The following is a 26,977-nucleotide window of genomic DNA, read 5'->3' on the forward strand; positions in this document are numbered from 1 at the left end:
CCACTTAGGAAAGATATTAAAATATCCTGTTTTTAAAGATTGAAATTAGAATGATAGATTTACCCCACCATATCCATATCCCGGTCATGGGATTAGGTTTCACCGTTGATTCACCATTAAAAGTAGCGAAGTTTGGAATTTCATCCGTAGTTTCCATTATGGATGACCACCTTTTGGAGGACATGAGGAGGTTATATAGCCGTAAACTTTCCATCCCTTATCAATTCATTGATTTAAAAGCAGAGGATTATCGTGCTAAACGGATTACCGCATACCTGAACCTTCTCCATAAGGTAGTTCAAAAGCAAGTTGAAGACCTCAAGGCTGAGGAATTTGGTGAAGGAGGGAATATTGACCGATATTTCGAACTATTGCCATTCTCCCACCCTTTGAGTTCTTTATACCGGGAAATGTTGCATGCAGAAGGGGAGGTAAAAGTTAAACTACAGGGGGCTTTAAGAAAAGCCATTGTCCCTGGAAAAATTGATGTCAATATCATGACCAAAGTGGACAAGATCAATTTTGACAAAGAAGGAAATGAACTCCCCAGGGAATATTCAGATGCCCTTTCCTCATTGAGAGGGTTTGCAGTCAGTGAGGTAGAAGGATCTGTGGTATTTTCTGCAGGAATGAATCCAGCATTGTTCAGTTATACGGAACAGTTTGCTGATTTTTTTCCCGATGAAAACGGAAAAATCAAAAAAGGAATCATTCTAAAAGTTTCCGATTACCGCTCCGCTCTCATTCAGGGAAGGTTTTTGGCCAAAAAAGGACTTTGGGTATCTGAGTTCAGAATTGAATCCGGATTAAACTGTGGAGGACACGCTTTTGCAACAGAGGGTTTGCTTATTGGACCTATATTGGAGGAATTCAAACATAACAGAGAAACATTAAAACAAACGCTTTGGACAAGCTGTCAACAAGCCCTGCAGGAAAAGGGAGCACATCTTTTACCAGGGGACCTGAAGACTAAAATTACATATCAGGGCGGTATTGGTAATGCCGATGAAAACCGTTTCCTTATGGAATATTATGAACTTGATGGTACCGGTTGGGGAAGCCCTTTTCTGTTAGTTCCTGAAGCCACCAGTGTGGATGATGACACCTTACAAAGATTGATCAATGCGAGGAAATCAGATTTCTATCTGAGTCAAGCTTCTCCACTTGGAATCCCATTTAATAACCTACGGACCAGTAGTGGAGAGGAACAAAGAAAGTCTAGGATTGCCAAAAACAGGCCAGGGAGTCCCTGTTATAAAAAATTCCTGGCATTTAGTACCGATTTTTCCACAAAGCCGATTTGCACCGCATCCAGGGAATACCAGCATCTAAAAATAAAACAATTTCAAGCAGGAGAAACCAATGAAAAGGATCTGGATCTGGTGCTTGAAAAAGATTGCCTTTGCGAAGGTTTAAGTGCCCCGGCGATATTGAAATCGGGAGAAACTCCAAAGAGGAATTTGAGGGCAGTGACCATCTGCCCGGGGCCAAATCTGGCATATTTCAAGGGGATATTCAGTCTCAAGGAAATGATGGATCATATTTATGGCAAAATTAATTTAAACCTTGACCCGGAAAGACCACATGTTTTTGTCAAGGAGTTACAGTTGTACGTTCAACATCTTAAATCAGAAATTGAAAAATCCTTTCCTGAAAAAACAGCCAAATTTGATTCCTATGTGGAAAGATTTAAAAACAATCTGAATGAGGGGATTCAATATTACAACCAATTGGCTGAAAACTTTGCAAATGATACGGAAGAAATCCTCTTAAAATTCAAAAGCCAGCTACAGGAAATCAATGAAGAAATTAATGGTTTGGTGCCTAAGCTCTCTTCTTAAATGAAGGATGGAATAGAGGGATTTTGGTTTTTTTATATTGAAAAAAATTAAAATAAGGGCAAAAATAATAAAGGATATATTTGTCCGATAATAAATTAATCCTATATTTGAAGTAGAAATCAGAGGGAATTGTAAAGTTCCCTTTCTTTTCAAAATAATAAAAGATAAAAAACCCCTTTATTAAATTCTTTTCGAATAATGAGAATTTTTAAAGGATTCAAATTTAAATCGGGGAGAAGTAAACTATAAAAAACGAGTTATGAAAGTCCTTCAGCCTATCTATCTCTTTCCATTAGTTATAGCTTCTTTGATTCTTGGAATTGCAGGAGGATGGATAAGGTTGGGTTATTTGGAATATAATGTTACAGGTTCAGCTGCCAATCATGGCCTACTCATGGTAGGAGGTTTTTTGGGGACCTTGATTTCTCTGGAGCGCGCCATGGTCATGAAGCATAAGGCCTGGTTATTGGTTCCTATGTTAAGCGGCATGTCCATCCCTGTTCTTTTATTTTTAGGAAAACCTGTTTTGGGAAATGGTTTGTTATTTTCAGCGAGTGTAGGTTTGATCGCTATCATGTATTTGCAATCAGTCCGACACCAGGAAATTTACCAATTTATCATGAGTGTAGGAGCCATATCTTGGATGTTGGGTAATTTTATGATTTTATATACGGATTTTATAGCCTCTGCAGTTCCTTGGTGGGTTGGCTTTATTTTGTTTACTATAGTTGGAGAGCGATTGGAGTTAAGTAAATTTTTGCCAACCCCAAAAATTGCAAAAAATGCACTGATTTGGCTTTTGGCTTTGTTTTTTTTGGGAATGTGGACTCCGTTTCACGGAATTGGAAATTGGTTGATGGGTACATCTGTCATTTTTATTTCCTTTTGGTTGCTTCACTATGATATGGCCAAAATAGCCTCAAAAAAGGAAAATCAATTTAAATATATAGGGATAGGTCTTAGAGTGGGGTATGTATGGCTTACCTTACATGGAATAATTTTATGTTTTATGGAGAATCATCCTCTATATTATGATCTATTTGTGCATACATTTTTCCTTGGATTTACCTTTTCCATGATTTGGGCCCATGCACCCATTATATTGCCGATGGTTTTAAATATCAAGCATAACCCATATCACCCCATACTTTGGATAGGTTGGGCAGTTTTCCAAATAAGTCTATTGGGTAGGGTACTGAGCAGTATAGTATTTAATCCCGATTTGAGGTTATGGTTTGGAGTCATTAATGGTTGGACAATTCTCCTCATGTTTGGTTTGATGGTGATCATCATAATTCATAAAATCAAAAGGGATTATTCCCTAAAAAGAAAATCTTCCGTTCAGGAATTTGTGTGAACTAAGTCACAAAGAAACATAAGGAAATTATAATATTTGCCGCTGGTTTATGCCTAAATGGATCCTAAATATCACCCTTTCTATGATCATCCTTTTGAATGGAATGAGTTATTCTCTTATTCAATTGGATTTTAGCATACACAGGGAGCGGATAGCGGAGCTTTTTTGTGTGAATCAGGAAAAACCAGAACTCTCCTGTAATGGGCAATGTGAATTAAACCGAAGGTTGAATAATGCCCAAGATCAAGAGGAGAATAAAAAGACTTTTGTTCAGGAAGAAATATCACTGGTATATATACTTCCGGAAAAATCAAATTCACCTTTAAGGATTTGGTTTCAGTTTCATCCTAAGTTTGGGGTTATGGATGAATTGGATTTTATATTCATTAATTCTTCCGAATTTTTTCATCCTCCCTGTATTTAATTCTTTCCTGTTTCCAATGTATTGATTTCCAATTAGAAATGCATGTACCGATTTTCCTTGGATTGAACCACATTGACATTTTTAAACAAATGACTTCTGCTGCCGGGAGTCCAGAGGGATTCTACATCCCAATCCAATAAAAATTAAAGCATATCAATTATGAAAATCAAAACTGATTACCTGAAAAATATTGGTTTGGTAATGCTCTTGTCTGTTTTGACTTTGAACGTTACCCTTGCCCAAAATGGCCGTTCCTTTCAGATTTTAGATCAGGCTACCAAAGATCCCATTATTGGTCTAATGTACCATTATGCAGAGCAAAAGGGTGTCTCGGATGACAATGGTTACTTATATCTTACCTATATATCCGGTGAGTCCTTACATCTCAGCCATATCAATTATGGAAAATGGGTCATTGATGAAAAAGAATTACTTGAGGTATTTGAAAAAGGAAAACTTTTCAGAAGAGAAAGCATTGTTAATTTACAGCCTGTTTCAGTTATTTCCCTTAAAATAACAGAGGACAAAGACCAAAAAATCCATATATCAGAGCAGGAGAGACTCCACCATGATGCCGGTGCCATATTGAATCTCAATCCAGTGGTGGCATCCATCCGAAAAAGCGGTGCTTTCGCCTTCGATCCGGTTATGAGGGGTTTTAAATATGAGCAGCTCAATATCGTCATTGACGGCCTTCAGTCAGCCAATGCAGCATGCCCGAACCGAATGGATCCTCCCACTTCTCAAATCGCACTTAACCGGATTAAACAAATTGAAATCCTCAAAGGTCCCCATGCACTACGATATGGAATCGGTTTGGGAGGAACCATCAATTTTTTACAGGAAGACCCGAGATTTTCAATAGAAAGAGGATTTTATGGCAGATATTCTACCATGTATGAATCCAATGGAAAGGTATTTAGAAATGAGGGCAGGATAGGGTTTACCGGAGAAAACCATGATATTGGAATAATGGGATCCTATTCAACCGGCTCCGATTATGTGGACGGTAATGGGAATATAGTTCCTGCAAATTTCAAGAGGGGTACCTTAGGTATGTATGGGGATTTCCATATTTCAAATTCAGACTTATTGCAGATTACCGTTAACAGAAATTTTGCAAGAGATGTGGATTTCCCTACTCTGGCAATGGATTTGCGATCTGATGATACTTGGATGGGATCTGTCCGCCATACAAGAAGTTTTCAAGGACGTTCTCTGCAAAGTTGGACTACTTCTGGTTATTTTACCCTCGTGGATCATTTAATGGATAATGGATTAAAAGCGCTTAATCCGCGGATGATGAATGCCCGGACACCAGCTAATACCCAAAATTTGGGAGCAAGAACTGAAGGTTTCTGGCATTATGGAAAGTCCAAATTGTATGCAGGTCTGGATTTTAAGACTGAAGCTGCACAGGGAATTAGAGAAAGAGAGTTTTTGATGGGACCAAATGCAGGAAAAACTTTTTATGACAATGCCTGGCAGGACTCAAGAATCAATAAAACAGGTGCCTTTACCTCTTATCATGTGCCTGTAGGTCCTTATTTGTTCAGTTTGGCAGGAAGGTTGGAAATCAACCATGCCATTGCGCATGATCCAGCTGAAGAATTTTCTAATGTTAATACAGGGAATGAAATAACCCAGTTAAATCCGGGGATATCTGCTGGTCTAAAACGTAATTTGGGTGAGGATTTCAGCGTGGGATTTTGGCTGGCCAGGGTAAGTAGAAGCGGAAGTATTACGGAACGTTATATCAATTATTTCCCTGTTGGGGTTGATCCATATGAAATGTTGGGAAATCCTGATTTGAATCCAGAAACAAATAATCAGATGGATTTGGTCTTGAGCTATAACAGGTCCAAAATTTCAGTAGAGCTAAATTTATTTGCAGCTTACCTTACCAATAACATCACAGCTGAAAAAACAGAACTTACTCCAAGATTGCCAACTAGTCCGGGTGTAAGACAGTTTGTAAATATTGATCAAGCGTTAAAAACAGGTTTCGAAACTTCCTTCAATCACTTAATAGGATATGGCTTCCGACAACAGTTGATGTTTGCTTATACTTATGGCCAAAATCTGGTACTTTCCGAGGCATTACCGGAAATTGCACCTTTTGACTTAAGATATGCGATAATTGGCAGTCATTTCAATAACAGATTGAATACTGCAATAAGATTAAGACATGTATCGGCCCAGAACAGGATTTCTGAAAGCTTTGGAGAAACGGTCAGCCAAAAATTCACCTTGATTGATATAGATGCCAGTTATGATATTACTTCATTTATGGCCGCAAAAGTCGGCGTACAGAACCTATTTGACCAAGCTTATTATGAACATTTAAATAGGCCAATTGGCATCAATAGGGTGCCAATGTATGCACCAGGGAGAAACTTCTTTTTTATGCTCAATTTTAAGTTTTGATCTTTCATGAAGAATTAAAAAAAACCGATTCAGAGATTGAGCCGGTTTTTTTAATTTTTAAAAATTCCATTTAAAAGCTGCTGCTATTTGGGATCCCGCCTGGGCAAAAATAGAATCTGAAGCTCCGATAAAAAACTGGCCAATAAGCAAAACATCGATATGTTTGATCAAATCCCCTCTGAGGCTTGGACTGATGAAAACGGTGTTTTCGCTGGGATAATAAAAACTTGCGAGACTTACATTTAAGATGGGGTTGATGGGGTAGGAGCCTTGCAGGAAAATCGAGTGGTCTGTAAATGAAAGGTTATCCGCCTGCAAGGGAATGTTCAAAAGCAGTGGATTTTGTTCCACACCTTCTCTCTGTTGGTTATAAAGATACTCCAGTACTAAAAATGTTCCGTTAGGAAGCATATGGTCAAAGGAAATAGCCGTGACAATATTGGATTTTTCTCTTCCCTCCATAGGATTTAAGTCAGTAAAATAGCTGATTTCTCCCTTGAATCCGGTTTCCTTGATACTCCCAGCCCATCCCAAACCTCCGGTCCATCTATCCTGAAAATATCCGGAAATAAACTGTATATCATACCCTTTTTGGTTAAATGAATATAAAAATGCTGCGACCGTTTCCTCTTTGGTTTTCCCCGGTGCTACGGCAAATTCCAGCCTTTTCATTTCTCCTAAAAAATACTCAAAGCGGACCGCATCTGTTCCTGGTCTCTCTTCATAATCAAAATCGAAGAAGGAATAGGTGTTGAATAGATCATTTGGGTTGGAAACCAGGTTGATGCCCCAATTGATCCTTTGTCTTCCGAATCTTACCTGCCACTTTTCTGATTTGTATTCTGCATAAATCCTGTCAATGACACTATGCAAAATATAATTATCACCACTCCACAGTACCTTGGTTAAATCCCAATAACCAAAATCTTCCTCCAAGAAATCTTTGAAATTGGGGAATTGCTTCAATATATTTCCATAAAAAAACCTCGTCCTCAAGCTTGCATTGGCCGTCCATTTACTGCTTAAATTTGCTTTGAAGTTTAACCTGTTATGTAGTAATTGATCGAAACTTGGTTTTTCCAACAGATCACTGGTTCTAATAGAAGGAAGGTATTTAATATACCCGTTAAGGTGAAGCTGGGGAAATTTTTCTTTTCCGATTTCGGGAATAGTATCCTGAAAACCGTCAATTAAGTCAGTTTTTCTATTTTCGTTTAAATCGGAATTCGTTTTATTATTGTTTGATGGGGCCAGGTTAGATTTTAAGGAATCCTGCATTCCCAAAAGGGGAATGCTAACCCAAAACAAGGCGAGAGAAAAGTAAAAAATAAGGATGCTTTTCTGGGGGAATTTAACCCTCTTTTTTAAGGTCTTCATACAGTGCACCGTCTACAAGAGTGACAACCCTCCTTGCTCTTTCAATAACCCTTTGGTCATGGGTGCTGAAAATAAAGGTCATACTTTCATCTTTATTCAACCTGGCCATGATATCCAATAAATTCATGGCCGACTTGGTGTCAAGGTTGGCGGTTGGTTCATCCGCCAACACATATTTTGGTCTTGAAGCCAAAGCCCTGGCTACGGCTACTCTTTGTTGTTGTCCCCCGGAAAGTTCTGAAGGACGGCTGTTTAATTTATCGGACAATCCTACTTCCTCCAGTACATGAATGGCCCTTTTTCTGATCTCATCCTTATCCCTGTTCTGTAGTTCCATGATAAGGCTCACATTTTCAAGAGCAGTCAAGACAGGGATCAGGTTGTAAGATTGAAAAACAAAACCGATGTGGTGTAACCTGAAATCGATGATCTGATTTTTCTTTAAGGTGGAAATATCTGTTCCATCAACCAGCACACTGCCTCTACTGGGAACATCCAGGCCACCTATCATATTCAACAAAGTTGTCTTTCCCGAACCTGAGGGTCCGACGATGGTAGTGAATTCGCCCACTTCGAAATCCAAAGTCAAATCCTTCAAGGCATATACCGGAATAGTGTCTTCGTTGTAAATTTTATAAAGGTTTTTGGTCTGAATGATAGGCATAGTAACAGGGTTATTTTCTAATGGCTTCGGCTGGATTTAATTGAACTGCCCTAAGGGCAGGAATAATTGCGGAAAGGATAGAAGTGGCAAATACCAATAACAGGGTAATGATGATATCTTCTGTTGCTAATTTCGGATAGGTGACTGCCTCATATCCAAATTCTGCCAGGGCATCTGCAAATCTGGAAAAATCCAGCCCCTTTGTTTCAAAGGCTTTTATCAGGAGGATTCCCAAACATATCCCAATAATTCCCCCAATGATAGCGATAAAGAGAGTCTCCATCATGATCATGGCAGCAATTTTGGCCTTTTGCATTCCTAATGCCATCAACATTCCCAATTCCTGAATCCTTTCAAAAACAGCCATTAACATGGTGTTTAAAATACCAAAAGCCAAACCCAAAAGGATAATAATCATGAATATATACATGATAAATCCTCCTTGTTCAACTAATATCCTTAATTCCGGCGAAAGGGTTTCCCAGCTTCTAACTTCTGAATTTGGTAATTTTAAATCCAGTTCCTTAGCTACTTCTGCTGCTTTGGTATGATCAGTAATTAAAATGGCCACTTGATGGAAGGCATCCTTGTTGCCCAGTAATTGTTGGAGATCTTCCCTTTTTACCATTACATTGACATCATCAAAGTTGGAATTAGAGGTTCTGAATAGTCCACTGACCCTAAATGCAGCTGATGTTATATTCCCTTCAAGATCCTGAAAGGTCAATACCAATCTTCCCCCAATTTTAACCCGGAGCTTTTTTGCAAGTCTTTGAGAAATTACCACAGGGTTTTTAATGCTGTCAGCGAGGTAGGTTCCATCAGTGATATTTTCAGGAAATCTGCTTATTCTAGATTCTTCTTTTTTATCCAGACCCAAAATTTTAACTCCTGAAGAATAGTAGCCGGAAGCAATCATTCCATGGCTGATGGTCCTAAAAGCATAGCCTTTAAGGGTGGAAATCGTATCCAAACTTGGTTTAATCAGTGTTAAGTCTTGGATAATCAATGAATTTTCCTGTTCACTTAGATACTTATTTTGGTGTATCTGTATATGGGCCAATTGATTTTGAACCAAGCCCTCAAAGCGTTGCATAATCATTCCTTCCATTAAGCCAAACATGATTAGACCTGCTGCGATGCCCAAAGTGATAGCCAACATCAGGGCCAGACTTCGGGTTTTGTTCCGCCAAACATTTTTCCATGATAATAAAAGTAGCGTCTTCATCTTCTCAGGTTTTTTAGGATCTGAAAAGTAAAACTGCTCCAAACTGGATAGGCTGTAATAATGAGGGACAAGATAAGCATGACAATCCCTTGCATTAAAAAAATGGAAGGAGCCAATGAAAATGGCAAGAAAGGCTCCATGCCATATTCTTTGACAAGATCAGAAAGCCCACCTTTTAAAGGAATGGGGTTGAAGTAGAAATAAAGTAAGACGGGGAACCCTATGAACAGTCCAGCAAATACTCCTAAAAAGCTGATAATTATCGTTTCGAAAAAACACTGAAGGGCAAGAATATGCCTTTTCATGCCTAAACTGACCAATATGGCAAATTCCTTTTGTCTCTCCAGCGTCATGGTAAGGATGGTTCCAAAAATACCAAAAGCAATGACAACATAAAGGATAAACTGCATCACCCAACCTGAAACCGTATCAAATGCCAAAGCCTTTACCAAATCAGGTTGAAGTTCTTCCCAATGTAGGATTGTCAATCCGGTTCCCTCAAGGTATTTTTCAAAATTCCTTTTAATTTCTTTGGACACTTTATCATTTTCGGCCATAATTAACCAATTACTTCTATTTTGTTCCAGTGAGAATAACCAGGCAGCCTCTTCCACATGCATATATATCATTTGGTTATCAATGAATTCCATAGGATGGGAGACCAAACCCATTACGGGATATTTTGCAGCTGCCTGCATGCCCTGAAACCCTTGGCCTATGATGACCAAAGTGTCTTTCAGGCTCAAGGACAGTCGTTTTGCCAGACCAGTTCCAATAAAAACTCCTTTATCTTCCAAACTTGATGGGTTTCCTTCACTGACAAATTTCAAAAATCCATTCATTTTATTTTCCAGTTCAGGAATAATTCCGGTGACCATGGCACCACGTGTATCCATTTCCCCTGCGGCCAAGACAAATGACTCTATTCTGGGAATGGCATAGGCATCTTCTCCTAATGAATTATATAATTTTTGCTGTAAATCATCAGAAAGGTCAAAACTGAAGTCCAAAGAAGGGGTCTCCTGATAGGCTGTATCCTGGATCTGAAGGTAGCCGGTCCCGAACCTTAAGGTGTTAGCTATCATTTGTCCGTGAGAACCGTCATTCATAGATTCCATTACCAAGGCAAGCACTACGGCAAACATAACCGACGCTGCGGTAATAAAAGTCCTTCTTTTATTTCTCCAAAGGTTTCGCCAAGCCAACTTAAAAACCAAAGAAATATTCATTACTTCAGATCTTTCATACTTTGAACGGTAAAGAAATTATCTTCCAGTGGTCTGTTAAAAAGCACAATGTTATACTTCAAAATTGTTTTTTGACCTGGTTTGTCTGCAGGCACCATTTCCAACAGTGTGGGGATTTCCCTGTCGTCCATTTTTTTAATTTCGGAGGCCTTGATGGTGCTTACCAAGGAACCGTATTCGTCATAATTTTCAACTTTCAATTCGACAAATGAATCTTTGGTTATCCAGACCAATATCTTACCAAAAACCACAGCCGCTTCCGGTTTGGGAATCATTTGAATTAAGTAACAATCAAAGTCATTGAATTTTTCAGTTCTGAGAATACTATGTTCATAATCATCAATCACTGAACTTTCTTTTACTAAGTCGTCATTTGTAAAATCAGAACCCATCCAGGATTGTGACATCATGGACGGTGGTAATTTTATTGTACGCTCGATTGTCGGAACCCAATTCCAGATTTCTTTTTGCCTTTTGAGGAATGAGGTTCCTTTATCCCTTGCAGGTGATGTGATAAGAATCATTGAATAATCCTTTCCCTTACCCCAGCTTTTGATACCAATGGTACGGGTAAACCTTGGTCTTACTATTTCCATTTCCATATCCACCTGAATGGTTTCCCCTCTCATTTTTTTGTCCATTTTTTCAACAATTTCTTTTGCTGACTGGGAATATGCAGATAGGGTATAAAAAATGAAAAGAAATGTGAAATGGATAAGAAAAAAGGTTTTCATTTTTTGAATAAATATTTTTTATAGAGCAGGAACTATATAACAGAAATATACCAAATTGTTAATTAAAATTAATCATTCTGTTATAAAGTAATATTAAAAGATTGGGTATTTGTTCCATATTGAACATAAAAGCAATTCTCGATGGAATGGGATTATTCGAACCAATTTTTTTGGAACAATTAATCCGGCTATCAGCAAGTTTGGCTAATAAGATTTCAAAAATCTTTCTTTTTGAATATTCTCATGGCCATGCCCATAGGCCATACCATCCAAATGAGCATCATGAAAGAGGATAGAAGGATTCCTTTTGCGGATCCGAAAAACTGTTGAAAAAATGCTCCGGTATAACCCATTAAAGCTGAAATATCTAACTGCATCAACATGATGACCCTGCCGAGGTCCACAGGGTTCAGAAAAACAAGACCTAGGGTGGTTTTTTCCAAGGGGTAATCCGCCAGACTATATATCAGGTAAAGGACAAATCCATCATAAACAAGGGAAAAATAAATCCAGAAAGAAAGGCTGATCCCGATAGCTTTGGCTTTATCTCTGGTCAATACAGAAGCCAAAAATGCCAATCCGGCAAAGATGATGCTTAAACTGATTCCTATGCCCAACAAAGTTAGCACAGTCATATCAGCACCCCAAAGGATCATTGGCGCCCCAAAACCAATGATAATGGCCATACTTAAGACAAACATGACTGCTAAAATCTGGCTTAAAAATACATCTCTTCTTTTAACAGGCTGGGCAAGCATAAGCTCAGTAAATTCCAGATTATTGAAAAAATGGGTGGTGGCGAAGATGGCAGAAATGAGGGGGACGATCATCAACATGATATTCAATAAACTCAGAGAGACCTTACTCATATCTTCAGAAACCTGGTAAATGGAAACTGCCACCAAAATCATAAACAGGGTATAAAGCAGGGCAAACCTTGACTTCACAATATCATACAGGGAATATTTTAATAGCTTAAGCATGGGTCAATACCGATTTATTAGTGTTTTTTTTTAAACTCCACTCCATCAATTTGGCGATGGCGGTCGAGAAATTGCTTTCTCCTGTAATTTCTTTCAAGCTTGAAATGGTATCATTGAAAAAGATCTCCCCTTCATGAATATAAAGGGCATGATCCGTCAGTTCTTCCAATTCACTGAGGATATGTGAGGTTATAAGTATTAATTTACCTGCATCCCGTTCTTTTTTGATTTTATTTTTCAAAATCTCTGTTGCCATGGGGTCAAGACCCGCAGTAGGTTCATCCAAAATCAAAATTTTTGCTCTAAACATAAAAGCCAAGGATGCGCTGACCTTTTGCCGGGTACCGCCGCTGAGGGTATGCATGGGTTTGTCAAGCATTTTATCCAGTCCAAAAGCCTCAATCAATTCCAGATCATAATTTTTGACCTCTGGGCGCATATCCTGCATCATGGAGAATAGCTGACCTATTTTGATATTATCAGGGTACCTGCCGATCTGGGGCATATAACCTATATTTGAACGGTAGGAAAAACGGCCTTTGATGGATTGTCCCTGGACATATACCTCACCGGAATTTGGGATCACCATTCCTAAAATGATCTTAATCAAGGTGGTTTTTCCAGAACCATTTGGTCCCATCAGCGCATAGCTTTTACCTGACTCAAATTCCAGGTTGAAGTCTTTCAATACCTCCAATTTGCCGAACTTTTTATGAATTTGCCGTACTGAAATCATAGGGTTTCATTTTAGGGGTGTTGTCAATCATATTTTCAGGAGTTATGGAAGGAATGACTTTTTCCATCCTGTCCAAAAGGGTGACCAGGAAACTTCTCCATAGAATAACTGCGGAAGGAATCTTCTCCACTATCACACTGAAGAGATTGATGGGACGGTAGGGTATATCTCCTGTTTTGTCTTTATTCAGGTCATAGCCTTCATATTTATCCCAATAATTGCTTTGAAGTGTATTCAACACCAAACTCCCATTGGTGCTGATATCAAATGTATTGGCAAAGAAGTTATTGGCTTCAAATGTATTTTGGTCACAGCTTGCCATGAGTTTCAAAGCCCATCCATTGGTAGTAAAAGTGTTGTTCTTGAACAGTGTTCTACTGCTTCCTTCCATATAAATTCCAATGGTGTTTTTTCGAAAAATATTACCGATCACTTCACTGTCAGTGATATCTTTTAGTAAGATTCCATAGGCGCTTGCCCCTTCATTTTCCTCGAAAATATTTTCTTTCATCAAGACATTTTTGGTATACATGACCGCTACGCCAGCTCCATTGTGCTTAAATGTATTTTGGATATAACTGTTGTCGTGGGAGAACATAAAATGAAGGCCATACCTTTTATTCCCCTCGATGAGGTTCTTTTGGCTAATGGTATTGGTTACAAATTCGAGGTAAATCCCGTCTCTGTGCCCTTTTACAAAATTATTTTCGATCATGGAATCCTTACATTTCCATAAATGGATCCCATTTCCGGTCTGATATTCTCTTTCGGCTTCTGATACCAATCGGTTGTTTCGGATGATCAAATTGGAAGAATTGGAGAAATGAAGTCCAAAAAATGTATTGTCTAAAATTAAATCTTCCACGGTACAGTTTTTGGAATCAAAAAATTTGATACCTGCTGAATCATCCATATTGGATTTACCGGTATTGATGATCTTAAGCCCTTTGAAGTGTATGTTTTCTCCGGCTATCAGAAAGATATTACCCTGATCCTGACCATCTACTATTGGATAAGATTCTCCCAGTATTGTTAAAGATTTTCTAATGACAATATCATGCTCTTGATAGGTCCCGGAAGCCAACAAAATAGTGTCTCCATCAAAAGCCTTATCCACGGCGGCCTGAATGGATTTCCCAGGCGTCAACCGGATGGTTTTGGCATTGATTGAAAAAGTTAAAAAAAACAATAGAATTAAGCTTATATTAATTTTCATAGTCTTTAGTAAATAATTGAACTATAAACTTCCAAGGATCAATAGAATAAATTACTATTTAGAGAAAGGTACCAAGAACCAAGTACTATGTACCAAGTACAACTTTTAATCCTTTCTTCCAATTCCATCATCCCACATACCACACCCCACATACCACATCCCACCTCATTTAAACTGTGTCACCAATTCACCCCAGGCAAGATAAACCCCTCCATGTTTAGATTTATATGATTTTAAGGTCTCATAGTCAGAAAATGCTACAATACTACTTGCCATGGGGGTTTTGAATTGATCGGATTTCAGATAAAATGAAATCGTTGCATCGGAAAGCATTTCAGGTTTATCATAATCAATAATAAGGATATGTTTGAATTCCTGATCTTTTCCTTCATCGGATTCAATGAAAGACATCAAACAGTTGACATCATCAAAAATAAAGACCTTACCTTTTTGGGTGACCACTTCGGCTCCATATTTAGGATCCATCAATTTCATTTTGCAGTGGTAGCAGACATCCTCCCCAAATTTAATCGGTCTGGGGTCTGCACTGCATCCAAATAGAAACCCTATGATGATAATATAGATTAGCTGTGATTTCATAGTTTATTGAATTTTATTATTCTTTAATATCTAAACATTCCTCATTCCAACTCTTTATTCTCAATTCTCCAATCCTCACTCTTCACTATTCAATCCTCACTTTTTATTCCTCGCTCTTCATTCATAATTCTTCATTCTTCACTCTTCATTCTCCATTCTCCACTCTCCACTCCTTATTCTTCACTTTTTCCTCCACTCGATAACAGAGGCCAAACCTGCCAATATTGCGGATACACCCAAAATCCATCCTCCTATATCAGGGCCTGAATAAGCCAGAAAATTGAGTAATTCCTTATATCCTATCAATGGGGGCTGGTATGCCATTCCGGGGACTTTGATAGCCGCTGTAGGATCCAAGTTATGACCGTAATCGTAGCCCCATAAGTACATATCTACCAATACTCCTATGCCTAAAAGGGCGATCAATCCAAAGAAAGTGTAAACGGCCCATTTTTTTGCGATAATGGCTGTTAGGATTCCAAATGCTATGATGAAACCAAAAACGTAAATAAGGTAAGTGAATTCTGGAAACATCTCCACTCCTATATGTTTCATTCCAATGTAATGATTGACACCATTGATGATATCTACATCACCACTCAGTTTATCAATCCAGATCTTCATATTCAAACCTTCCGGATATTGGGGAGCCCAAAGGCTGATTTGCCAAAGAGGGGTAAAATAGGCTGAAATCATCAGCAAGGAGGCAATCAAAACCAGGATTCTATTTAAAATGCTAACTTTTTTCATTTTTTCTGTGAAATAACCGCCAGCATATGAGCTGGCGGTATTGGGTTTTAAAGCAACTATTCAGCTTCTCCGGTTGAATATTTTAATGGAATACTGCTTCCTGCAGGTGAAACTCTGATGTAACCTTGCATTTCCTGGTGCAAAGCAGAACAGAAATCTGTACAATAGAATGGGAATACACCGACTCTATCCGGTACCCATTTGAGGGTAGATGTTTCTCCAGGCATGACAAGCAATTCTGCAGTATTGGCTCCTTTGACTGCAAAACCATGAGGAACATCCCAATCCTGTTCCAGATTGGTCACATGGAAGTAAACTTCATCACCTACGCGGACACCTTCAATATTGTCAGGTCTGAAATTGGAACGTATAGTAGTCATGTACACATGAACCTTATTGCCTTCTCTTTCCACTCTGGCATTGGCTACACCCTTCAATGCCCTTGGGTGGTTGTTTTCTTCCAATTTGTAAAATTTCACCTGTTTGTCTTTGACTAAGCTGGCCGGAAAAGCCTCTGCATAGTGGGGCTCACCAATAGTTGGAAAGTCAAGCAACAACTGCATTTTTTCTCCCGAGATATCATAAAGTTGGGCAGAATGTGCCAGTTCAGGACCTGTAGGAAGATACCTGTCTTTGGTAATCTTGTTATAGGCCACCATATATTTTCCATGTGGATTACCTGTTGGTCCACCCGGAATCATCAAGTGACCCACAGAGTAATATGTCGGTACCCTGTCTATTACCTGAAGTGTTTCGATGTTCCATTTTACTACTTCTGAAGATACAAACATGGAAGTGTAGGCATTTCCTTTTCCATCAAACTCCGTATGTAAGGGGCCCAATCCTGGTTTTTGAACTTCTCCATGAAGCACTGATTCATATCTTAATACCGGCATTCCATCAATATTTCCCTCAAAATCCTGACTTTCGATAGCTGCAAGCATTTTTGTAAATGAGAATACCGGAATAATAGCGGCTAATTTACCACTACCGATGATGTATTCACCGGTTGGGTCAGTATCTGTTCCATGAGGGGATTTAGGACAAGGGATGAAATAAATGATGTCCTTTAGTTCCCTAGGATCTAGAGAAAGTACTCCTTCTTTGATGGTGGAAGTGGCCGTATGGGTCGATTCATCCCATACATTATGGGCATACTTGGCGGGCACCTTTTTGCCTTTTCCAGCCTGGATATATTCTTCTGCTTTTTTCCAATTGACAGCCATAATGAAATCCTTATCCTTTTGTGAAGCATTTACTTCTAAAAGGGTATGTGCCATTTCAGTATTATAGGTAGAGAAGAAAAACCAACCATGGGATTTTTTCTTTCCAGCTCTTGCCAAGTCAAAATTGAAAGGTGGGGCTTCCAACTGGAAGGCGATATCCATATGACCATGTTCTTTATCCACACTTATAAAAGAAATGGTACCCTTGAAATTGTCCTTATAAGTACTTATCGCAACATCACTGTTATCTCCAGTAGGTACGGAAAACCTTGTTCCTGCTACCACATATTCAGTATTTTCTGTAATGAAAGGAGAGGAGTGGTTACCTCCTGAATTTGGTATCTCAATGATCTCTACGGTTTTAAATGAAGTCAGATCTACCCTAGCTATCCTAGGCGTATTATTGGCATTACCAAATGCCCATCTTGCGTCATGTTCTGCATTGGTAGTGGAAATGGCAATGTGATGCAAATCATCCCAAGGAACAAATCCGTGGGAGGTATTCAACATGGGTTTTGATTCCTCAGAAAATCCATAGCCGTTTTCAGGGTGTACTGAGAAAACAGGCAATATTTTAAAAACCCTTCCTGATGGAAGACCCACCACTGACATTTGACCGTTGAACCCGCCGGAAATGATATTATAAAATTCGTCATGTTGTCCTGGCGGTACATATACTTTACTGGCTGCATCTCCCGAAATAGCCGTCTGTGCTCCTTTGGGTTTACATCCATAGGCAAGAGCCATAGCAACTGCGGCCCCTGCCAAAATCCATAATCTTGTTTTCATATTTATTGGGGTTTAAATTGGATTATTTTACAGCTGCATCACTGCTGCCGGTTTTTTCAAGGTCATTTTTTCTCATGAACTCCAGTATATCCCTGGAATCACCAATAGAAATATTCTGATTGGGCATACGGGTAAGACATTCTTCCAATAATGCCTGGGCAACAGGATCTTCTTCCAGCATAACATCCACGTTAGTGATCATATTCATGATCCATTCAGGGCGTCTTCTGTTGGTAATTCCTTGGAAACCAGGGCCAACAATACGTTTATCGTTGAGTTGATGACAAGCGGTACATTTCATGTCCACTATGGCCTTTCCCTTATTTGCCATAGTTTCATCTATTCCGGCGGATATATCTACGGTCTTGATTTCACCAATACCCTTAGGGTCTGCTGTTTTTTCTGTATTACTACTGGGTGGAGTATAAGTACCTTCGGATTCATTTCCTCCACCTCCGCAGCTGGCCAGGAGGAATACTCCCACTCCCCATGACAGGATTGTTGAACTTTTCATATGTTGATTGGATGTTTGATGTATTTGATTTGATTTATAAATTTTTGAAGTTTTAAAAGATTGATGGAAACAAGTCAATTGAATGATGACCAAGGCAATTGGAAATAAAAGAGAAGCGATAAAGACTATCAGGTAATAGTGTGGCATGAAACCAAACTCAGTCCAAAGCATTAAGCCTTGGGTGAAAATCAGTACTTCTGATGAAATGAATCCCAATACCAGAATGAACCAGGATTTTTTTGACCACTGATTCCTAGGAAGCCAACCCTGTAATTGCATCACAGCACCTAAATTGAGGGTAAGAGTTCCCAACATCACGAGGTGGATAAATCCTACTACAAATAGTCGGATAGTGATGGAAATGTGGGCTATTTCAGGTACAACAAGTAATGCCATTACCAAAGCTTTGGCAATTAGACTAAGTATACCCACATACAATAATCTTTCCTCCCAACCTGAAGGGAATTTCATTCCTGGGAAAATAGCCTGGATAATTGGTTTCATTATCCAGAAATAGGCTATTGATTGTAGGATGACGCCAATAGAATTTGTAGGTATAAGTAAAGAAATGGGAGTGCTCCAGGAAACGCTTAAAGCGTAGGTCATCAGCACAGAAAGGTGTAGGATCCATTCCTGATAGGGAAGGAGATGTATATTTTTACCTTTGTTGAAAAGGAAATGCATCAATATCCCAAAAACTGAATAGGTAAACCAGCCACTGAGTTGGAGGTGCAGAAACCACTGCACACTCATGTAGTATAATGGATGGTTTTTGCCCAGAATGGCTCCTACAGGTCCAATGGCCAATAAACCCAGGGTAGATAGTAGCATCCAATAAATACTGAACCTGACCATTCTTGCCCAGGAATGCTGTCCTTGTGATCTTAAATCCTTTAGAATTTGACCAGCAAAATAGTAACTGGAAAAAAGCTGAATGCTGCTGAAGAAAATGCTAATTGTTCCATATCCCTGAACAGGAAAACTGAACATCATACCTAATCCTGCCGCCACATTTAGGAAAAGCATCCATTTGTAGATTGAAATTCTTTTTGGGTCTATACAAAAATTGAAAACATAGTATCCCATTATCAACATATATCCCCATCCCAATAAAGCCAAGTGGGAATGTGCATGAAGCAAATGTTTGTATGTAAAAATTGGAACTTCCCCAACGAAGAAATACCGCATCAATACACCAAAGATGCTTGCCGCAAAAAAGAAGAAAAAAGCCCACTTCATCCAGGATTGGGATAATTTGATTATGGGATTCTTTCCCTTAAAATATGGCTTGATATGGGATGAAATATTGTCCATTGTTTTAAGGATTCATGGCTGAAAACATAGCTTTTGCTTTCGGAAAGAGGATGTTGTTTTCCAAGTGGATATGGGTGTGCAGGTCATTCTCAAACTCCTTGAGCATTGCAAATGCCACCCGGTATGTCTGGCATCCGTCAACAGGAGGTGTGTATTCCTGGCTGAGTTCTGAGATAATGCGGAATCTTTCCCCTTCCGTATCATGTTCCTCTTCCATCATAGCGATCGGGTTATCGATATGGCCAAAATGAGGAAGTGACAAGGTGAAATGACTCTTATATGACTCCTCCATTGCTTTGATATAAGGGAAGAGTATGAACTCCTCCTTTTTCATATGCGCTGTGAGTGCATCTGCTGCATCAAAGAAAAGCTGCCTGATTTCGAAAAGCTCAGGATGCCTTTGACCGTGGACTGTTTCAAGTTTTTGAAGATAGGCTTTCAGTACGGGAATGGTATTTTCTACATAACTGTGATGGGTCTTGATGATATGGTCTATAAGCGTTGTCATTCCCAAGTCTTTATAATGGACTTCCTCCGGAACCAATAAAGCTTGATTTAAATCCTGTTGGATTTGTTCCAAATTGACGCCTTTGGAAGCACAGGCTGATGCAAGGCTTATCCCCCCTTTACAGCAGAAGTCAATACCGTATTTGGTAAATACCTGAGCAGTTTTGAAATTTTCAGCCACTATTTTCCCCACTTTTTTATTTGACAGTTCCTGTATCATGATAAATTAATATTTAAAGATCTTAATATCCTTTATGTAATTATATTTTTAGAAAACTCACTCCTATTGTTACTCTTTCTGCAACATCTTTTAAACTTGAGGTCATCAGCATTCCTGTCAGATGGTCTCTTACCGCTTTGAACTTATGGTGAACAGGACAGGGGTGGTCTTCTGAACATTTTTCAAGTCCTAAAGCACACCCTGTAAATATCATATCTCCGTCTATCGCATGTACTATTTCTGAAAGAACGATATGTTGGGATTCCCGCTGTAAGTAAAATCCGCCATTAGGTCCTTTTACAGAATGTAATAAATCTGATTTGACCAATTCCTGTAAGATTTTCGCAGTAAATGCCTCTGGAGAATTGATCGCCTTGGATATATCCTTTAAACCGGCACGTTCCTGTCCCGAAGGAAGACTTGCCACATATATCATGGCATTTATAGCGTATTTGCAGGCTTTGGAAAACATCTTCTGTTTTATTACAGGACAAATATATCCTTTTTATTATAAAGGACAAAAATATCCTTTAATATTTTTCAAGATTATTTTCAATCCGAAAAATGAATTTTGTCATAATTTCTAAAATATGGGTAGGAGAGGTAGTTAACTTTTCAGAAAGCAGCTCAAAGTCGCTTAAAACAACAGAAACTATAATTTTGAACCTGACCACCGGGAGTGATGTGGTCTATGTTTAAGGCTTTGATTTTTTTAAAATAGGGAAGAAAAGTTGATTCGAGTTCATTTATGGAGTAACGTCTCACCGGAAGTCCACTGCATTTGTCTGGACCTTTTTCAGAAAATGTACCAATGATCAAATATCCTCCTGGGATAATTCCTTTTACTGCATTTTCAACATATTTTTCAATCTCCTCTTTTTTTAGAAGAAAATGGAAAGCTGCCCGATCATGCCAAAGTTTAAAGCCAATATTGATTTTAAATTCAAGAATGTCACTGACAATCCAATTAATTTTCTTGGCATTTTCCCCCAATCTGTATTTTGCCTTTTCAATGGCAGAGGAAGAAATGTCCAACACATAAATATTTCCAAAGCCCCTATCCAAAAGATGGTCAACTAGATAACTCTCTCCCGCTCCCACATCAATTATTTTTGCATTTTTAGGTACAGAAAGGATATCGATAAATTCAAGGGAAACATCAGGTCGGCTTTGAAACCATCCTACCTCATGAAATTCTTTGGTTTGGTAAATGTTTTCCCAATGGCCCTTTTTATCAGTTTGATTCATGGTGATTCTTTCTTGAAGACCTTTTTAAGTTAGGGGAATTAATAATCTCTACTAAATATAAGGATAAAGGGATAAGATTATCTTTCTTTTTAATGTTAATACATATAAATTACGCCTGATTTTGAAATTAAATCATCTTAAAAAGAGTTGCTTATGTTCTCGAAAGCCTGTCAGTATGGAATCCGATCTGTTATTTATATTTGGAAACAAAGCCTACATGGGAATAAGGTTGGAGCAAAGGAAATATCAGAACATGTGGATGCTCCTGAAGCGTTTACTGCAAAAATCCTCCAGGATTTGGTCAGAAAAAAAATCATTGGGTCTTTGAAAGGTCCTACAGGGGGTTTTTATGTGGGCAAAGAACATGAGATATACACTTTAAAAGACCTAGTGATCGCCATTGATGGAGATCAGATGTTTACCGGTTGTAGTCTTGGACTTAACCAATGCTCTGAATCAAATCCTTGTCCGCTGCACAGTGAAATTGTTATAGTAAGAAAGCAAGTTGTTCAAATGCTAACCAAAAAAAGCCTCAAACAACTCGCTGAAGAAGTAGAAAGCGGTGAAACTGTTTTGGCGAGGTTTACCTGATTCCTCATTTATCCTTTCTCTAACCGCCTTTCCCCAAATTTTCACTTTTTTACCTCTAATTTTTTACAATTACAACTCTTCCTTTTCTTTCCTTTATCTTCATCCTTTATCCTTCATCTTCATCCTTCCCTATCATCCTTTCTCATACTCCGATCTCCTGAATTCAAACTTCCAACTTTATTCCAAGACAATCATTGAATTGATGGAACCCAATCAGTCATTTTGCATTACAATAATTTATATATTTCATTAAAAATATAAATAAAAATTAATAATCGATCTTCTACATCTTTGTGTTTGAACAGTTATAATTTAAGTAATCATGGAAGTAAAAGAAAAACTGGAAGTAAGCTTAATCAATGGCCAATTCGAGCCCAATGAAGCTCTGGATATTTTACAGAATTTAATTAGTCAAAAAGTTAATTTTCATTTGGTAAAAAACTTTAATTCAGAAGTACGTTTTGGTGTTCAGTCTGTTAAATCATTAGATAGAATTAAGGCACTCAAAGAAGCTAACCTTGAAATTCTTGAAATTATTCAAAAAGCTACCAAAGAAGGTCATCAGCTTTCAGTGAAGGCAAATATTCAGATTGAATTTGTATAAAGGGAACTTACGGATTGAAATTATTTTTTATCCCTGATTTTTTGTTTGAAAATTTCTAAAAGCATGACTTTTATCATAAAGGATAAATTTATCCTTTATTATCTTGCCTGAAATTTCAAACCCAAGACAATTATGAAATCTAAATTGTATTCCCTATCACTGCTTATAGCCATAATATTTATTTCAGGCTGTGGGAGTTCAGAAAACCAAAACCAAGGAGCAGAAAGTACAACCGCTGTACAATCTGTTGGCCAATCAGGAGTTAAGGATGATGTTTCCAATCCAAACATCGTACAAATTGCAGTAGGTTCTGAGGACCACAGCACTTTAGTCGCAGCCTTGAAAGCTGCCGACTATGTAGATGCGCTTACCAATGTGGGTCCATTTACCGTATTTGCCCCAACAAATGCCGCTTTTGATGCTTTGCCTACAGGAACCCTTGAAACCTTGACCAAGAAGGAAAATCAAAGACAACTAAGGGATATTCTGGAGTACCATGTACTTCTGGGTGTTTATAAACCTGAAGATTTTGTCAATGGCAGAAAAATGGGTACTGCTGATGGCAGATCAGTGGAAATTGAAGTTGCGAAAGATGGAGCTGTTTTGGTTAATGGGGGTAAAATCATCGGGACTGTTCAGGCTTCCAATGGTATTATCCATGTAATTGATAAAGTTTTAGTACCAAATTGATAAGGTTTAAATCGAAGGTTGTTGGTTTCAACTTGTAAAAGCATAAGATGATGTCTTATGCTTTTTTAATTTTAATACTTGGCGTTTGAGGTTTGAAGTTTGGAATTTGAAGTTTGGATTTTATTAATTGGTAATTGAAAATTTTTAATTTGTAATTTTCAAACCTCTTCTTCCGGCCTAAAGCGGATATTGTTTGGGTAGGGTAAGGCATGAAGCAACTCACCTTTTTTCAATTTGTTTTGGATGCTCATCCAATAATCGGGATTGAAAAGATCTTTATGGTAATCAAAAAAGTATTCCTTGACATCTTTTCTTCCGATCATGAACTTTTTGAAATCTTCAGGGAAAACATCATTTGAAGCAATCTCATACCATGGTGAGGAGGCATAAATCTCTTCATAGCTCTGGGGCTTTGGCTTCCACCTAAAATTCATATCTGTCAAAAATTCAATTTCATCATAATCGTAAAAGACCACCCTTTTTTGCCTTGTTACTCCAAAATTTTTCGTCATCATGTCACCAGGAAAAATATTGGCTTTTGCTAATTGCAAAATAGCATTGCCATATTCTTCAACTGTTTGTTTTGCATCCTCCAGATTACAGGTTTCCAAATAAATATTTAAAGGAATCATCTTTCTTTCGGTATATACATGCCTGATTATCAATTCATTATTATTGAATTCCAATAGTGAATTGACTGTATTGCGAAGTTCTGTCAATAATTGGGGATGAATCCGGTTTAATGGTAAATGAAATTCTTCGAATTCGTGGGTATCTGCCATTCTACCGACCCTGTCATGAAGTCCGACGATTTTGTATTTATCCCTAACTTCTTGCCTAGTCATAGTTTTGGGAGGGTCAAAATAATCTTTGATCATTTTGAAGACAATATTGTAGGAGGGGAGGGTAAATACAGTCATTACCATACCTTTTATACCTTCAGCTATTTCAAATTGATCCTGACTGTTTTCCAAGTGGCTGAGAAAATCCCTGTAAAATTCAGTTTTCCCGTGCTTATTGAAACCTATGGCATTATAAAGTTCATGGATTTGCTTATGACTGATTACTGAATTGAGGAAGGCCACCATTTGGGAAGGAATTTCTGTTTCTACCATGAAATATGACCTAGTGAAGCTGAACATATGCGCCATGATTTTGGGGTCAAAAATCAAGGTGTCCACATAAACCCCTTTCGGACTGTGCAGAAAAGGAATGATAAATGGCATCCATTTTCCACCAATAAAAGTTCTCCCTATAAGATAAGCAGCTTTATTTCTATAGAAAACACTCCTGAGCACTTGGGTAATGGTACTTTCATCTGCCCTGTATCTTTTTAGAATCACCTCTCTTATTGCTTTTACCAGGAATTGGATATCAGCTTCTTTGTTAAGGTAAGGAGCCTCAAAGTCAAAATCAGCAATAATACTTCTGATAATTTTTTGTAATCCCCATTCATAAGGGTAAGTATGGTATAGTGGTTCATAGGACCTTACCTCGCAGGAATTGAAGCCTTCATGAACATACATCAAAGATTCATTTATGGCTAAGCCAGGATATAATTTCCGGATAACTGAATTAAAAAAAGTTTCTACAAGTTCAATATCTTTTCTTCCTGAAATAGCATTTGAATAGTTTTTTTTCACTTCCATCCAAAAAACAGAATCCCCTAAATATTCATTGATTATTTGTTCCAAGCGTAGCTTTGTGGCATTGACCTCATCTTTATACAGTCTTAACCTTAGGCGGTGGTTATTTTGCATACCACTCCAATCCCTTTTCCGGAAAAATCCCGGAGCTTTTCGGGTGAGTTCCTGGAAACTTTTAATATAGTTGTCGTAACCTGTTAAAACTTGCTCTACGGTAAGATGAATCAAGTCCTTTTCCATTAAAAATTATACATTCTATTTTCTGGTAATTGATTACCTAAAGATAATGATCCTGTAAAAAAATATTCCAAAATGGAATTTGGTTCTTAAAAAAGCCAATTCAAAAAAGTTAAAAAAAATTCTATTTCTTATAATCCCTTCATTTTCAAGGTTATATTTTTAGGTATGTCTAAATTTGCATTTTAAATATAGTTAAGAATAATTTATACTGGATTTTATAAGTTTAAATCAAGACTGTTTTTTCGAAGAACATTTAAGCTTTTCAAACAAAATAAAATTTTCGCAATCGATTGTTTGGACAATAAAAAAACATTTTTTACCTTTCCTGCATGTTATTCAATCATTGAATATCTACAATAGGTTTAATAGGTTTGAGAGATAAAAAAGGCTGGTACAATGTACTGGCCTTTTTTGATTTTTACTGTTTTTATGTTTGATTAGTGTTCTTTTTCAAAACAAAATGAGCAGGGTTCAATCCTTTTTGTCAAAATCCTTTTACAGCATGGTCATGCTGCTGCTTTTTTTTACCTGTACTTCAAAGGAAGAAAGTTCCGAGGAGGTTTCTGACTCTGAATCCGAAGTCGCAGTCCAGGAAAGAATGATGGTGGAAACAGGTGTACAAAAACTCGGTTCTTGGGTCCAATTCTGGAAAAGTATTGAACCAGGATTTAATCCTGCAGCATTTAATTTTGAAAGGAATGAAATCTTTGAAGAGTTGGAATGGCCGGAAGAAAATTATATCGTTTCTGAAAGTCCTTTTTTTCCTTATTTATTAGCCAATCCGGAGGGTGGAGGTTTTGTGGATATTTACAGTTATAAAGTATTTGTGCCTACAGAAGGAAAACCTGGATTTCAACCTGATTCAGAGGTCATTTATTTTAAATCCAATGGAATGCGGGAGAGGCTTCTTTTCATAGGACCTTCCGGTGGTTTTGAAGATGCGGTCTGGGTTAGTCCGACCCATTTACTGGTGGCAGGTTTTTTTGAAGAGGAGGATGGAATTACCCCAAAACTTTGGCTCATTGATACGGTCAATAAGAAGTATTCTATTTTTAAGAATCCGCTTCACTCGACTATTTACCAGAAAGAGGGGTATTTAAAGCAAAAACTCAGGAATCTGGAATTTTAATGGATTTTGAAAAGGTAATCTATAATTTAGGCCTGGCCTTAAAGGAACCTTTACCAGGAAGACAGGGTCAGATTACCATGGCTCCTTTACCAGTGGATGAGCAAAGGTTTGTTGAAAATATCCGTTCAGACCATAAAAAAGGAGCTGTTTTAATGCTTTTTTACCCAGATAAAAATAATCACGCGTTTGTTCCTTTTATTAAAAGGCCGACTTATCCTGGAGTTCACAGTGGTCAGATTGCATTTCCGGGAGGGAAAATGGAAGAATACGATAGGGATCTGTCTGAGACAGCCTTAAGGGAGACGGAAGAAGAAATAGGTGTCCAGGCCTCGAAAGTAGAACTTATCGGTAAATTGTCTGACCTTTACATACCACCCAGCAATTTTATGGTTTCCCCTTATATAGGTTTCACTTTTGAAAAACCTGAATTTAAACCTGATCCTGAAGAAGTTCTTAGAATCATTAATTGTCCCATGAAACTTATTCTGGACAAATCCATTAGAAAAAAAGGTATGATTAGGGGAAGTACTGGGGTAAGTCTTAATGCACCTTATTTTGATATCGAGTCAGAAATGGTTTGGGGAGCCACCGCCATGATGTTGGGAGAATTTACCTACCTTTGGGAAAAGATGGGTTTTTGATTTTTTGGGCAATTATACTATTGTTGTAAAAAAG

At 38.0% G+C, this 26,977-nt stretch carries 25 protein-coding genes; 9 read left to right on the plus strand and 16 right to left on the minus strand.

The annotated features are described in order from the left end of the window. The first annotated feature begins 50 nt into the window (after nucleotides 1-50). The 4 genes from ACFSKV_RS04330 to ACFSKV_RS04345 all read left to right on the plus strand — a co-directional run bounded on the left by ACFSKV_RS04330 (nucleotide 51) and on the right by ACFSKV_RS04345 (nucleotide 6,049). Nucleotides 51-1,841 carry a hypothetical protein gene (locus ACFSKV_RS04330; protein ID WP_380800635.1) on the plus strand — a complete coding sequence of 597 codons (1,791 nt, stop codon included), beginning with the start codon at nucleotides 51-53 and terminating at the stop codon, nucleotides 1,839-1,841. A 259-nt stretch (nucleotides 1,842-2,100) separates the two neighbouring features. Further along, a complete protein-coding gene (locus tag ACFSKV_RS04335) occupies nucleotides 2,101-3,198 on the plus strand; it encodes a hypothetical protein (protein ID WP_380800636.1) in 1,098 nt (365 codons plus the stop codon). An 82-nt stretch (nucleotides 3,199-3,280) separates the two neighbouring features. Next, nucleotides 3,281-3,622 carry a hypothetical protein gene (locus ACFSKV_RS04340; protein ID WP_380800638.1) on the plus strand — a complete coding sequence of 114 codons (342 nt, stop codon included), beginning with the start codon at nucleotides 3,281-3,283 and terminating at the stop codon, nucleotides 3,620-3,622. Nucleotides 3,623-3,781: 159 nt separating this feature from the next. Further along, entirely contained in the window at nucleotides 3,782-6,049 is a 2,268-nt protein-coding gene (locus ACFSKV_RS04345; protein WP_380800640.1) for a TonB-dependent receptor domain-containing protein, read from the plus strand. 57 nt (nucleotides 6,050-6,106) lie between these two features. Here the strand turns inward: ACFSKV_RS04345 and ACFSKV_RS04350 are convergent, their stop codons facing one another. The 15 genes from ACFSKV_RS04350 to ACFSKV_RS04420 all read right to left on the minus strand — a co-directional run bounded on the left by ACFSKV_RS04350 (nucleotide 6,107) and on the right by ACFSKV_RS04420 (nucleotide 21,402). Further along, nucleotides 6,107-7,426, minus strand: coding sequence for a hypothetical protein (locus ACFSKV_RS04350; RefSeq protein ID WP_380800643.1), 1,320 nt, complete (start codon nucleotides 7,424-7,426; stop codon nucleotides 6,107-6,109). Then, nucleotides 7,401-8,090 carry an ABC transporter ATP-binding protein gene (locus ACFSKV_RS04355; protein ID WP_380800645.1) on the minus strand — a complete coding sequence of 230 codons (690 nt, stop codon included), beginning with the start codon at nucleotides 8,088-8,090 and terminating at the stop codon, nucleotides 7,401-7,403. Before ACFSKV_RS04355 ends, ACFSKV_RS04350 begins: the two co-directional genes overlap by 26 nt. A 10-nt stretch (nucleotides 8,091-8,100) precedes the next feature. After that, nucleotides 8,101-9,318 carry an ABC transporter permease gene (locus ACFSKV_RS04360; protein ID WP_380800646.1) on the minus strand — a complete coding sequence of 406 codons (1,218 nt, stop codon included), beginning with the start codon at nucleotides 9,316-9,318 and terminating at the stop codon, nucleotides 8,101-8,103. Beyond that, nucleotides 9,315-10,547 carry an ABC transporter permease gene (locus ACFSKV_RS04365; RefSeq protein ID WP_380800647.1) on the minus strand — a complete coding sequence of 411 codons (1,233 nt, stop codon included), beginning with the start codon at nucleotides 10,545-10,547 and terminating at the stop codon, nucleotides 9,315-9,317. The genes ACFSKV_RS04360 and ACFSKV_RS04365 overlap by 4 nt, the downstream gene beginning before the upstream one ends. Continuing rightward, nucleotides 10,547-11,299: an outer membrane lipoprotein-sorting protein gene (locus tag ACFSKV_RS04370; protein ID WP_380800649.1), complete on the minus strand. Its 753-nt coding sequence runs from the start codon at nucleotides 11,297-11,299 to the stop codon at nucleotides 10,547-10,549. Before ACFSKV_RS04370 ends, ACFSKV_RS04365 begins: the two co-directional genes overlap by 1 nt. A gap of 215 nt (nucleotides 11,300-11,514) precedes the next feature. After that, on the minus strand, nucleotides 11,515-12,282 hold the full coding sequence (locus ACFSKV_RS04375) for an ABC transporter permease subunit (protein ID WP_380800650.1): 768 nt from the start codon (nucleotides 12,280-12,282) through the stop codon (nucleotides 11,515-11,517). Beyond that, nucleotides 12,275-13,018 (minus strand): ABC transporter ATP-binding protein, encoded by a 744-nt coding sequence (locus ACFSKV_RS04380; protein WP_380800651.1) that lies wholly within the window; start codon nucleotides 13,016-13,018, stop codon nucleotides 12,275-12,277. The genes ACFSKV_RS04375 and ACFSKV_RS04380 overlap by 8 nt, the downstream gene beginning before the upstream one ends. Continuing rightward, nucleotides 12,993-14,234 (minus strand): nitrous oxide reductase family maturation protein NosD, encoded by a 1,242-nt coding sequence (locus ACFSKV_RS04385; RefSeq protein WP_380800652.1) that lies wholly within the window; start codon nucleotides 14,232-14,234, stop codon nucleotides 12,993-12,995. The genes ACFSKV_RS04380 and ACFSKV_RS04385 overlap by 26 nt, the downstream gene beginning before the upstream one ends. Before the next feature lie 165 nt (nucleotides 14,235-14,399). Further along, a complete protein-coding gene (locus ACFSKV_RS04390; RefSeq protein ID WP_380800653.1) occupies nucleotides 14,400-14,834 on the minus strand; it encodes a nitrous oxide reductase accessory protein NosL in 435 nt (144 codons plus the stop codon). Nucleotides 14,835-15,014: 180 nt separating this feature from the next. Beyond that, nucleotides 15,015-15,584 carry a hypothetical protein gene (locus ACFSKV_RS04395; protein ID WP_380800655.1) on the minus strand — a complete coding sequence of 190 codons (570 nt, stop codon included), beginning with the start codon at nucleotides 15,582-15,584 and terminating at the stop codon, nucleotides 15,015-15,017. 56 nt (nucleotides 15,585-15,640) lie between these two features. Beyond that, nucleotides 15,641-17,599 carry a Sec-dependent nitrous-oxide reductase gene (gene nosZ, locus ACFSKV_RS04400; RefSeq protein ID WP_380800657.1) on the minus strand — a complete coding sequence of 653 codons (1,959 nt, stop codon included), beginning with the start codon at nucleotides 17,597-17,599 and terminating at the stop codon, nucleotides 15,641-15,643. 22 nt (nucleotides 17,600-17,621) lie between these two features. Next, the gene (locus tag ACFSKV_RS04405; RefSeq protein WP_380800658.1) at nucleotides 17,622-19,427 is read right to left on the minus strand and encodes a c-type cytochrome; all 1,806 of its coding nucleotides are present in this window, start codon (nucleotides 19,425-19,427) and stop codon (nucleotides 17,622-17,624) included. A gap of 4 nt (nucleotides 19,428-19,431) precedes the next feature. Then, a complete protein-coding gene (ric, locus tag ACFSKV_RS04410) occupies nucleotides 19,432-20,154 on the minus strand; it encodes an iron-sulfur cluster repair di-iron protein (protein WP_380800660.1) in 723 nt (240 codons plus the stop codon). 40 nt (nucleotides 20,155-20,194) lie between these two features. Further along, nucleotides 20,195-20,626 (minus strand): RrF2 family transcriptional regulator, encoded by a 432-nt coding sequence (locus tag ACFSKV_RS04415; protein ID WP_380800661.1) that lies wholly within the window; start codon nucleotides 20,624-20,626, stop codon nucleotides 20,195-20,197. Nucleotides 20,627-20,781: 155 nt separating this feature from the next. After that, the gene (locus tag ACFSKV_RS04420; RefSeq protein WP_380800662.1) at nucleotides 20,782-21,402 is read right to left on the minus strand and encodes a class I SAM-dependent methyltransferase; all 621 of its coding nucleotides are present in this window, start codon (nucleotides 21,400-21,402) and stop codon (nucleotides 20,782-20,784) included. A gap of 153 nt (nucleotides 21,403-21,555) precedes the next feature. Between ACFSKV_RS04420 and ACFSKV_RS04425 the strand changes: the two genes are divergently transcribed. The 3 genes from ACFSKV_RS04425 (at nucleotide 21,556) to ACFSKV_RS04435 (ending at nucleotide 23,287) form a co-directional block, all read left to right on the plus strand. Further along, on the plus strand, nucleotides 21,556-21,993 hold the full coding sequence (locus ACFSKV_RS04425; RefSeq protein WP_380800663.1) for an RrF2 family transcriptional regulator: 438 nt from the start codon (nucleotides 21,556-21,558) through the stop codon (nucleotides 21,991-21,993). 322 nt (nucleotides 21,994-22,315) lie between these two features. Continuing rightward, a complete protein-coding gene (locus tag ACFSKV_RS04430; RefSeq protein ID WP_380800665.1) occupies nucleotides 22,316-22,597 on the plus strand; it encodes a hypothetical protein in 282 nt (93 codons plus the stop codon). Nucleotides 22,598-22,729: 132 nt separating this feature from the next. After that, nucleotides 22,730-23,287 carry a fasciclin domain-containing protein gene (locus ACFSKV_RS04435; RefSeq protein ID WP_380800666.1) on the plus strand — a complete coding sequence of 186 codons (558 nt, stop codon included), beginning with the start codon at nucleotides 22,730-22,732 and terminating at the stop codon, nucleotides 23,285-23,287. Between the two features lie 158 nt (nucleotides 23,288-23,445). Here ACFSKV_RS04435 and aceK read toward each other — a convergent pair whose 3' ends face one another. Next, entirely contained in the window at nucleotides 23,446-25,173 is a 1,728-nt protein-coding gene (aceK, locus tag ACFSKV_RS04440; protein WP_380800667.1) for a bifunctional isocitrate dehydrogenase kinase/phosphatase, read from the minus strand. A gap of 460 nt (nucleotides 25,174-25,633) precedes the next feature. Between aceK and ACFSKV_RS04445 the strand changes: the two genes are divergently transcribed. Continuing rightward, nucleotides 25,634-26,302, plus strand: coding sequence for a bifunctional isocitrate dehydrogenase kinase/phosphatase (locus tag ACFSKV_RS04445; RefSeq protein WP_380800669.1), 669 nt, complete (start codon nucleotides 25,634-25,636; stop codon nucleotides 26,300-26,302). Further along, nucleotides 26,302-26,943, plus strand: coding sequence for an NUDIX hydrolase (locus ACFSKV_RS04450; protein ID WP_380800670.1), 642 nt, complete (start codon nucleotides 26,302-26,304; stop codon nucleotides 26,941-26,943). Before ACFSKV_RS04445 ends, ACFSKV_RS04450 begins: the two co-directional genes overlap by 1 nt. The last annotated feature ends 34 nt before the right edge of the window (nucleotides 26,944-26,977 follow it).

Source organism: Shivajiella indica (genome assembly GCF_042683085.1).
Lineage (GTDB): Bacteria > Bacteroidota > Bacteroidia > Cytophagales > Cyclobacteriaceae > Shivajiella > Shivajiella indica.

Excerpts from the sequence above, each read along its gene's own strand:
- ACFSKV_RS04330 (WP_380800635.1), top strand. The coding sequence starts at position 51 with ATGATAGATTTACCCCACCATATCCATATCCCGGTCATGGGATTAGGT.
- ACFSKV_RS04335 (WP_380800636.1), top strand. The coding sequence starts at position 2,101 with ATGAAAGTCCTTCAGCCTATCTATCTCTTTCCATTAGTTATAGCTTCT.
- ACFSKV_RS04340 (WP_380800638.1), top strand. The coding sequence starts at position 3,281 with ATGATCATCCTTTTGAATGGAATGAGTTATTCTCTTATTCAATTGGAT.
- ACFSKV_RS04345 (WP_380800640.1), top strand. The coding sequence starts at position 3,782 with ATGAAAATCAAAACTGATTACCTGAAAAATATTGGTTTGGTAATGCTC.
- ACFSKV_RS04350 (WP_380800643.1), bottom strand. The coding sequence starts at position 7,426 with ATGAAGACCTTAAAAAAGAGGGTTAAATTCCCCCAGAAAAGCATCCTT.
- ACFSKV_RS04355 (WP_380800645.1), bottom strand. The coding sequence starts at position 8,090 with ATGCCTATCATTCAGACCAAAAACCTTTATAAAATTTACAACGAAGAC.
- ACFSKV_RS04360 (WP_380800646.1), bottom strand. The coding sequence starts at position 9,318 with ATGAAGACGCTACTTTTATTATCATGGAAAAATGTTTGGCGGAACAAA.
- ACFSKV_RS04365 (WP_380800647.1), bottom strand. The coding sequence starts at position 10,547 with ATGAATATTTCTTTGGTTTTTAAGTTGGCTTGGCGAAACCTTTGGAGA.
- ACFSKV_RS04370 (WP_380800649.1), bottom strand. The coding sequence starts at position 11,299 with ATGAAAACCTTTTTTCTTATCCATTTCACATTTCTTTTCATTTTTTAT.
- ACFSKV_RS04375 (WP_380800650.1), bottom strand. The coding sequence starts at position 12,282 with ATGCTTAAGCTATTAAAATATTCCCTGTATGATATTGTGAAGTCAAGG.
- ACFSKV_RS04380 (WP_380800651.1), bottom strand. The coding sequence starts at position 13,018 with ATGATTTCAGTACGGCAAATTCATAAAAAGTTCGGCAAATTGGAGGTA.
- ACFSKV_RS04385 (WP_380800652.1), bottom strand. The coding sequence starts at position 14,234 with ATGAAAATTAATATAAGCTTAATTCTATTGTTTTTTTTAACTTTTTCA.
- ACFSKV_RS04390 (WP_380800653.1), bottom strand. The coding sequence starts at position 14,834 with ATGAAATCACAGCTAATCTATATTATCATCATAGGGTTTCTATTTGGA.
- ACFSKV_RS04395 (WP_380800655.1), bottom strand. The coding sequence starts at position 15,584 with ATGAAAAAAGTTAGCATTTTAAATAGAATCCTGGTTTTGATTGCCTCC.
- nosZ (WP_380800657.1), bottom strand. The coding sequence starts at position 17,599 with ATGAAAACAAGATTATGGATTTTGGCAGGGGCCGCAGTTGCTATGGCT.
- ACFSKV_RS04405 (WP_380800658.1), bottom strand. The coding sequence starts at position 19,427 with ATGGACAATATTTCATCCCATATCAAGCCATATTTTAAGGGAAAGAAT.
- ric (WP_380800660.1), bottom strand. The coding sequence starts at position 20,154 with ATGATACAGGAACTGTCAAATAAAAAAGTGGGGAAAATAGTGGCTGAA.
- ACFSKV_RS04415 (WP_380800661.1), bottom strand. The coding sequence starts at position 20,626 with ATGTTTTCCAAAGCCTGCAAATACGCTATAAATGCCATGATATATGTG.
- ACFSKV_RS04420 (WP_380800662.1), bottom strand. The coding sequence starts at position 21,402 with ATGAATCAAACTGATAAAAAGGGCCATTGGGAAAACATTTACCAAACC.
- ACFSKV_RS04425 (WP_380800663.1), top strand. The coding sequence starts at position 21,556 with ATGTTCTCGAAAGCCTGTCAGTATGGAATCCGATCTGTTATTTATATT.
- ACFSKV_RS04430 (WP_380800665.1), top strand. The coding sequence starts at position 22,316 with ATGGAAGTAAAAGAAAAACTGGAAGTAAGCTTAATCAATGGCCAATTC.
- ACFSKV_RS04435 (WP_380800666.1), top strand. The coding sequence starts at position 22,730 with ATGAAATCTAAATTGTATTCCCTATCACTGCTTATAGCCATAATATTT.
- aceK (WP_380800667.1), bottom strand. The coding sequence starts at position 25,173 with ATGGAAAAGGACTTGATTCATCTTACCGTAGAGCAAGTTTTAACAGGT.
- ACFSKV_RS04445 (WP_380800669.1), top strand. The coding sequence starts at position 25,634 with ATGAGCAGGGTTCAATCCTTTTTGTCAAAATCCTTTTACAGCATGGTC.
- ACFSKV_RS04450 (WP_380800670.1), top strand. The coding sequence starts at position 26,302 with ATGGATTTTGAAAAGGTAATCTATAATTTAGGCCTGGCCTTAAAGGAA.